This window comes from Tenuibacillus multivorans (assembly GCF_900103915.1).
In the GTDB taxonomy this organism is placed as follows: Bacteria; Bacillota; Bacilli; order Bacillales; family Alkalibacillaceae; genus Tenuibacillus; species Tenuibacillus multivorans.
In genome coordinates, this window is the sequence record NZ_FNIG01000007.1 from 136,884 (window position 1) to 145,271 (window position 8,388).

Annotated in this window: 7 protein-coding genes; 3 read left to right on the plus strand and 4 right to left on the minus strand. The window is 37.2% G+C overall.

The genetic code is table 11. From position 1 onward, the window contains the following. Positions 1 to 11 precede the first annotated feature (11 nt). Positions 12 to 1,145, plus strand: a complete 1,134-nt coding sequence (locus BLP77_RS11675) for a mandelate racemase/muconate lactonizing enzyme family protein (protein ID WP_093857317.1) — start codon at positions 12 to 14, stop codon at positions 1,143 to 1,145. A gap of 50 nt (positions 1,146 to 1,195) precedes the next feature. Here the strand turns inward: BLP77_RS11675 and secA are convergent, their stop codons facing one another. The 4 genes from secA to BLP77_RS11695 all read right to left on the minus strand — a co-directional run bounded on the left by secA (position 1,196) and on the right by BLP77_RS11695 (position 5,355). Next, positions 1,196 to 3,712 carry a preprotein translocase subunit SecA gene (gene secA, locus BLP77_RS11680; RefSeq protein WP_093857318.1) on the minus strand — a complete coding sequence of 839 codons (2,517 nt, stop codon included), beginning with the start codon at positions 3,710 to 3,712 and terminating at the stop codon, positions 1,196 to 1,198. A gap of 191 nt (positions 3,713 to 3,903) precedes the next feature. Next, positions 3,904 to 4,125, minus strand: coding sequence for a hypothetical protein (locus tag BLP77_RS11685; protein WP_093857319.1), 222 nt, complete (start codon positions 4,123 to 4,125; stop codon positions 3,904 to 3,906). Positions 4,126 to 4,383: 258 nt separating this feature from the next. Then, positions 4,384 to 4,941 carry a ribosome hibernation-promoting factor, HPF/YfiA family gene (gene hpf / locus BLP77_RS11690; RefSeq protein WP_093857320.1) on the minus strand — a complete coding sequence of 186 codons (558 nt, stop codon included), beginning with the start codon at positions 4,939 to 4,941 and terminating at the stop codon, positions 4,384 to 4,386. Positions 4,942 to 5,160: 219 nt separating this feature from the next. Then, entirely contained in the window at positions 5,161 to 5,355 is a 195-nt protein-coding gene (locus BLP77_RS11695; RefSeq protein ID WP_093857321.1) for a hypothetical protein, read from the minus strand. Positions 5,356 to 5,607: 252 nt separating this feature from the next. Between BLP77_RS11695 and BLP77_RS11700 the strand changes: the two genes are divergently transcribed. Both BLP77_RS11700 and BLP77_RS11705 read left to right on the plus strand, forming a co-directional pair. Continuing rightward, a complete protein-coding gene (locus tag BLP77_RS11700) occupies positions 5,608 to 8,058 on the plus strand; it encodes a YheC/YheD family protein (RefSeq protein WP_093857322.1) in 2,451 nt (816 codons plus the stop codon). Positions 8,059 to 8,167: 109 nt separating this feature from the next. Beyond that, positions 8,168 to 8,388: transposase (locus BLP77_RS11705; protein WP_176753058.1), on the plus strand; the 221-nt coding region annotated here is incomplete at its 3' end.

An 8,388-nucleotide genomic window follows, 5' to 3' on the forward strand; every position in this document is an offset into this window, starting at 1 on the left:
GGAGACATCATATGAAAATCACGTCAATAGAAGTTAAACAGTATGTAAAGGAATTAGATCCCCCATTTAAAGCTGCCTGGGATCCTAAACCACGCAAAAAGTTTGCTTCAACACTAGTCTATGTACATACAGATGAAGGTATAACCGGTGTCGGTTCAGGGGACCTGATGACGGGTTTTGAAGGCCATGAACACCTATTTATTGGCCAAGACCCCTTCGCCATCGAACGACACTCACAAGTATTAGATAATATAGATTTTCACTACGGACGTTGTTGGCCTCTTGATATTGCGTTATGGGATTTAATCGGTAAGGCGACCGGACAGCCCGTTTATAAGCTGCTTGGTGCTAAATCTAATAAAATTAATGCCTACGCCTCAACCGGAGAAATAGTGACTCCAGATGTCCGCGCTGAACGTGCTAAGCAATTTGTTGAAGACGGCTATAAAGCAATGAAAATCCGGTTTCATCATGAAGATGTGAGAGACGATATTAGCGTCGTTGAAGAAGTTAGAAAAGCAGTCGGCGATCAACTCGACATTATGGTCGATGCCAATCAAGGCTGGAAAATGCCTTGGGATACCGAGCGTACCTGGGATTTAAAACAAGCTGTACAAGTCGCTAGGGAACTAGAAAAACTTAATGTTTATTGGCTTGAAGAACCGCTTCCGGCTCATGATTTTAAAAATATGGCGAAGCTACGTGAGATGACGAATATCCGAATTGCTGGTGGTGAGATGAATCGACGTTGGCCTGATTTCCGTGAGATGACCAACCAGGGTTCACTTGACGTTTACCAGCCTGATGTTGCGCTCGCCGGCGGGATTACAAAAGTTAAGAAAATTGCCGATCTCGTACAAAGTAGTGGCCACATGTTTTCACCACATACATGGAGTAACGGAATTGGGCTTCTCGCTAATTTACATTTAAGCGTAGCCATAAGTGATTGTCCATACATCGAATTCCCTTACGATCCACCCGTTTGGACACCAGACAGGCGGGACTATGTATTAAAAGAATTTATCCAGCCAAATGAAAACGGTGAATTCATCATGTCGGACAAACCAGGACTTGGTTTTGAACTAGACGAAGAAGCTTTAAGACAATACGAGGTTGGTTCAGCCTACTTTGGCGAAAAAGAATAAGTGATATAGTAAAAGCTCCCTGACCTAAGTCAAGGAGCTTTTCTTTTGATTTATGCATTTTTACCGTGACAGTTTTTATATTTCTTACCACTACCGCATGGGCATGGTTCATTACGTCCGACATTTTCTTTTTTAACATAAGGCTGGCGTTTTTTCTCTTGGCTTTGACGTCCACCAGCAATGGCTTTCGTACCAGAAGCCACTTCCACACGTTGTAGGTTATCACGAATTTGTGCTTTCATCGCATACTTCGCAACCTCTTCTTCAATCGCGGCAATCATCTCTTCGAACATTTGGAAACCTTCCATTTGATACTCTTGTAATGGGTTGGTTTGTCCGTATGCACGAAGGTGAATACCTTGACGTAGCTGATCCATCTGGTCGATGTGATCCATCCACTTAGAGTCGACCGTACGAAGTAAGATAACACGTTCGAACTCGCGCATCTGTTCTTCAGACAACTCTTGTTCACGTTCGTCATATTTTCGCTTCACGATTTCCATGACATAGTCCGTCATCTCTTCAGGTTCTTTACCTTTTAGATCATTGACGGATAATTCATCAGGCTCAAGGACATTCGCCTGTAAAACGTCGACCAATGAATCCAGGTCCCATTTTTCCTCTTCTTCTTCCTGCGTATATGCATGAACATTACGGTCAATCGTTGAACGAATCATGTTTTCAATAATGTCGCGTAAATTATCGCTCGTTAAGACTTGATAACGTTGTTCATAAATAATATCACGCTGTTGACGTAACACATCATCATAAGCAAGTAGCTGTTTACGTGCATCGAAGTTGTTACCTTCCACACGTTTTTGCGCTGACTCAACCGCGCGTGAAACCATTTTACTCTCAATCGGTTGATCATCATCCATACCGAGACGTTCCATCATCGATCGCATATTATCCGAACCAAAGCGGCGCATTAACTCGTCTTCCATCGATAGATAGAACTGCGACTCACCAGGGTCCCCTTGACGACCTGAACGACCACGCAGCTGGTTATCAATACGGCGAGACTCGTGACGCTCTGTACCAATAACAGCTAAACCACCGAGTTCTACTACACCATCACCAAGTTTAATATCGGTACCACGACCAGCCATGTTGGTCGCAATCGTGACGGAACCTTTTTCACCAGCTTCTTGAATGATTTCCGCCTCTTTAAAGTGGTTTTTCGCGTTTAAGACGTTGTGCTTCACACCAGCTTTTTTCAGCGCTTTAGAAATAAGCTCTGATGTCTCAACCGCTACTGTACCAACTAAAACAGGCTGACCTTTGTCATAACGCTCTTTAATATCTCGAACAAGCGCTTTATATTTTCCTTCAACCGACTTATAAATTAAATCCGCATAGTCTTGACGGATAATTGGCTTATTCGTCGGAATCGCAACGACGCTCATGTTATAAATATTTCGGAATTCCTCTTCTTCCGTTTTCGCTGTACCCGTCATACCGGCAAGTTTTTCATACATACGGAAAAAGTTCTGGAATGTAATCGTCGCAAGGGTCATACTTTCTTTTTGGATCTGCAAGCCTTCTTTCGCTTCAATCGCTTGGTGCAGCCCATCACTATAGCGACGTCCCTTCATTAAACGACCGGTAAACTGGTCAACAATGACAACCTCGCCATCTTGAACCACATAATCCGTATCACGCTGCATTACAACATGCGCCTTGAGCGCTTGGTTAATATGGTGCGTTAACGACACATTGTCGAGATTGTATAAGTTTTCAATATTAAAATATTCCTCTGCCTTTGAAATCCCAGATTCCGTTAGCTGAACATTACGCGTTTTTTCATCATAAGAATAATCCTCTTCACCTTTTAACGTCTGTAAAAACGCATCCGCCTGCATATAATTCGTCTGCGAACGCTTTTGAGAACCCGAAATAATAAGCGGTGTACGCGCCTCATCAATTAAAATCGAGTCAACCTCATCGACGATCGCAAAATGAAGCGGGCGTTGTACCATTTTTTCTTTATACAACACCATATTGTCACGTAAATAGTCGAACCCATACTCATTGTTCGTCCCATACGTAATATCTTTAGCATAAGCTTCACGCTTTTCATCCTTCGACAGCTCGTTTGTGTTTAAGCCAACTGTTAAACCGAGCCATTCGTAAAGCTCACCCATCTCCTTCGAGTCACGATCTGCTAAGTAATCGTTCACCGTGATGATGTGAACCCCTTTGCCTGTTAGAGCATTTAAATAAGCAGGCATAGTCGAAGCTAACGTTTTACCTTCACCCGTTTTCATCTCAGCTATGTCGCCATTATGAAGCGCAATTGCACCGATAAGCTGAACGTAGTAAGGACGTAAGCCTAACACACGTACTGCAGCCTCACGGACAACCGCATAAGCTTCAACTAATAAATCATCTAATGATTCACCATTTTGATAACGTTGCTTGAACTCTTCAGTTTTAGCTTGAAGTTCATCATTCGATAACTTCTGAACCTCAGGCTCCATTTCTTCTATTTGATCAGCTATTTTCTCTAACTTTTTTAATTGCTTTGAATTTCCATCACCAAAAACCTTCGTTAATAACTGCCTCATATTTTGCACCTCTAACTCTCTATCGAATACAATTCTACAAATATAATGATAACACTAAAGAAACCACGGCACAACAGAATGAAACAGTGGTTAGCGACGGTTTATGGCCTTTCCACCATTAGATTTTAAAATGGAGGGGAAGGCCAGTACCCGAAAAACTGACCTTCAACAAGACCACAAGGGTTGGAGGGTTATTTGACACCTTGGCATGTTGGAGTTGAGTTGGGTTTGGACATTGAATATGGATACTCAGTTTCAACATCAGAGGATAACCTATGGAGCTCTGTTTCGAGCACCACTAACTTTTCATGTGTTTGGGCAATCATTTTCATTAACTGCGAAATTAACTCACCTTGTTGGTCGACGTATTTTTTTAACTCAGAGCAACTGGGGCATTTAGTATAGTTGCTCATATCGTATTCCCCCTTCATGATCTTGTTGATTCTGTTATACCATGGTAAATTGTTTGTGTCACACCCCCTAAAATCGCGTTTTCTCTAGAGAAACATACATTTTTCTCGCATGATTTTGTCGACTTTTTTCATATAAATGACGAAAAATGAATTTTACACTTTTTTTAAAAATTTTTCTGACGATGATTGTCGAGCTTTCGGACAATGGTTCTGAACGTGTAAAAGTCCCCTCACACTAGCAAGGGGACTCATGTCTAATTACGCGTTCGGTTCAATCAGCCCATACTTTCCATCATTACGTTTATAAACGACGTTCGTATCACCCGTCTCTGCATTTTCAAAGACGAAGAAGTTATGTCCCAACATGTCCATTTGTAATACAGCCTCTTCCTCATCCATCGGTTTTAAATCAAACCGCTTCTTCTTCACTATGTTTATTTCATCCGTTTCATCTTCCTTGTCGATTGTTGCAACTTCTTTTTCCATTTCCGCAAAAATATGCTTTGGAGCACCCATTTGGCGGAACTTACGATTAATTTTAGTCTTGTACTTACGAATCTGTCTTTCTAACTTATCCACTACTAGGTCCGTAGCAGCATACAAATCTGAATGGTTCTCCTCCGCACGAAGTAACAAGTCCGTCATCGGAATCGTCACCTCAATACGCTGTTCCTCGTTGTGTACACTCAAATTCACATGCACTTCAGAAGATGGCGGCGTATCAAAATATCGCTCCAACTTCCCTATCTTCTTCTCTACATACTCTCGGATCGCATTTGTAACCTCGATGTTTTCACCTCTAAGATTGTACATCATATGCATATCCTCCTTTCATAGATATGTAATCTATATTCTACATTACCCCTAAATATCCCTGCTAAAACAGTTGGAAAATTTAGAATATTTTGTCTAAAAACTTATTAACTAATACCTTTTCTTAATGAATGCAATTTCCCGCTCATTTTTTGTTATCTTTTCGTACATGAAGTCTTGGTCTAATTTAGTATCATCAATTTTTTTCATATATTCTTTATATCACTGATCACTTTTATTTTCATATTGATCGAAACGTTGTTCTAATTCATCGAAACGCTGTCCAAATCCATTAAATCTATTTTCCAACCGATCCATCCGCTCTTCAATTATATTCAACCCCTTATTATTCTCCCCTACCATTTGCACCAACTGTACAAGCATATTCTCCATACGCTCTAAACGTTCTTCCGACATCCGATCATCTCCTTAGTATTATTTTAAACGAAAAAATTACGTAAAAGAAGTTTTTTATGTAAATTCAATTATAGAACACTTGTTCTTATATATCAACTATTAAATAGAAATATGGCTTAATTTGTCGCGAGTTCGTAATGAAAAGTCTCGATTATTGACTGTCGATGTAAATAGACTAGTTATAGGGATTAACAGATTCTTATTCTTGCCGATATAAAAGAATATAGTTGTATTAAAAAGGAGAGAATCACCGTGAATTTGTCAGAAAACGACCAAAAGCAAATTATCAATATCATTGATACAATGATCGAAGCTTCAGAGCATTTCTTAGATCTAGTCAAAGAAAAAAAGTACACCGAAAGCATTTACATTTTCAGTTCGATCATTGAAGGTTTTACAGCTGTACAAAAAATGATAAACAATGATAAAGATTTAAAAACAAATCTAGGTACATATGAAGTTAAAATAACTAATAACATTAAACACATCTCTACGAATCTTGAAAACAATAATTTATTAAAAATTACGGAAAACCTTCAATTTGCATTTATCCCATTATTAAAAAAGTGGAAAAGAAGTGTTTTAGAACAGTTCCCACAGCCAGATGAACAAGAGGAAATATTAATAGGTGTTTATGAAAATACTCGTAACCCTATTGATGCTTATCCTCAAAAAAGAATTGAGGCTTTAGTTACTCAAGCAGAAAAACAAAACTCAAAAATTATATTTTTCACTTCAGAAGATGTAAACCTTAAAGATAAGGTCATCAATGCTGATTATTTTGATGATAGCCAAAGAAAAAAAGGTCAATTTGAATTACCAGATGTCATCCATAATATATTCCCTAAAACTATTTACCATCAATCCAGAACAGAACGAAAACTTAGAAAGCAAATCCCTTTCACTTCATTTGTTTTCGGTGATAAATTTCTACTTCCAAAAAAACTTGTTGAAAGTGGAAAATATGCTGAGTTATTGGCTCCATTTAAGGTTATCGATCAAGAATATATTGTACATGAGTTTTTAAAGACAGAGGATAAAGCCGTAATCAAACCAATCAGAGGTGCACGCGGTGAGAATATTTATTTCGTTCAGAAAAAAGGCGATAGGTATAGAGTGACAGAACGTAAAAATACTGTCATTTTGAATAAAGAAAAGTTTTCTGAACTGCTAAATGAAAAAGTTCTTCCTAATAATTATATGGTTCAGAAATATATCAACGCACGTACAAAAAATGATGAACCTTTTGACTTCCGTGCTCATATGCAAAAAAACGGAGATGGAAAATGGCAAATCACAAAAATATACCCAAGAACTGGTAGCTCAGACAGTATTCAAATTGAATTAATTAAAAGTGGAAAATTAAGAGAAACAGAAGAATTTCTTATCGGAGAGTTTGGTGAGAAAGAAGGTAAATCGCTTGATAAGAGAATGAAAAACCTAGCGATGGACCTAAGCTTCCATATCGATAAACTACACGGATTATCAATCGATGAAATGGGATTAGATATTGTTATTGATGTCAACAAACGCTTTTGGATTCATGAAGCTAATATAGGTCCACAAACTTTTGCTCATGAAGAGGAAAGAGCGGTTAATGTTATTGCATACAGTCGTTATCTAGCAAAGAATCGAATTTTCCACACTAACCAATTCAATGATCGTAGTCTATTAAAAAATCAATTTGATTCATCAAAATCAGAACTTGAATATCAAACAAATGAGGGAAAACTCAGCATTGGAATGCTAGGTAAACCAAATCAAATTGACGATTTTGCTGAAACGGCTGCAACTGCCGCGAATAGTGAGAATGTTGATTTTTACTTTTTTTCACCAAATGACGTTGATTACGAAGAAATGCTCATCAGAGGCCACTTTTATGATAATAATGAATGGAATGAAAAGATTGCTCAATATCCTGATGTCATCTACGATCGACTTAAAATAAGTAAAAAGAAAAACAATATTTATGAGGAATTTGAAGATATACCGATTATAAATGAAATAACGGAGGATCACTTAAACAAACTCGGTATTTTTAATAATTTATCTGATTCCCTCGAAATCAAAAATGAATTACCTGCTTTTTTAAGAATTATTAAAGCAAAAGATTTATTAGACTTTATAGATTTTAATGAAATGGTTATAGTCAAACCATCTACTAATCCTAAGAGGGAAAAAACATATTACATCGAGAAAGTTAAGGGTTATGAATATCGAGTAATAAACCAAAAAGAAGAAAAAAGTTACAACAAATTAACTTTAGAACACTTTATTAAGGATTTAATTAAAGAAGGAGAATTTTTTGCATACAATGAATCAATAGATGATCAATTTATAAAAGGCCAGATGATAAAAGATATTAATGGTGAGTGGAATCTTATAAACAAATTACCAATTAAAGTTGAGAGTTTAACGAATGATGTAGATGATTCAACAAAACTAGATAAATTTATAAATAGTAAACAAGTTGTAGATAAATTCAAAACATTATCGTTAAGTACTGTTAAAGTCCTAGATTCATATTATGAGCCACTCTGTGAAGTCGAATTATACCTATCAATCGATCATAATATGAAAATTAAAATTCAGGAATTAATTTTAAATCAATTAGATGTATCAGTCGATACTCATAAAATTTCTAAACATATAATTGAGTATGCTAAACATATCAACTCAAAGTCTGCTAGTTTAATCGAATGAGAGTGTAATCTAAACTGTGTAAGTAGAAGAGCGTACGGCTTCTATTTACTGGTTTAGATTTTTTTTATTTACCTAGACTGATTATATATGGAATTGGGAGGAATTCAAAATGACAAAAATTAAGCGTGATCCGAAATCAGTCAATCTAGCTAATAAAATTATTGAAGAGTACCAACCCACATCAGTAGAAGAGATGCAAAGTGCTCTAAAAGACATTTTTGGTCCAATGTTTGAAGCGATGTTAAAAGGTGAAATGAATCACCACCTGGGCTATGAATCGAATGATAAGACTGAAAAAGATTCTACGAATCGAAGAAATGGTTATGGAAA

Excerpts from the sequence above, each read along its gene's own strand:
- BLP77_RS11675 (WP_093857317.1), top strand. The coding sequence starts at position 12 with ATGAAAATCACGTCAATAGAAGTTAAACAGTATGTAAAGGAATTAGAT.
- secA (WP_093857318.1), bottom strand. The coding sequence starts at position 3,712 with ATGAGGCAGTTATTAACGAAGGTTTTTGGTGATGGAAATTCAAAGCAA.
- BLP77_RS11685 (WP_093857319.1), bottom strand. The coding sequence starts at position 4,125 with ATGAGCAACTATACTAAATGCCCCAGTTGCTCTGAGTTAAAAAAATAC.
- hpf (WP_093857320.1), bottom strand. The coding sequence starts at position 4,941 with ATGATGTACAATCTTAGAGGTGAAAACATCGAGGTTACAAATGCGATC.
- BLP77_RS11695 (WP_093857321.1), bottom strand. The coding sequence starts at position 5,355 with ATGTCGGAAGAACGTTTAGAGCGTATGGAGAATATGCTTGTACAGTTG.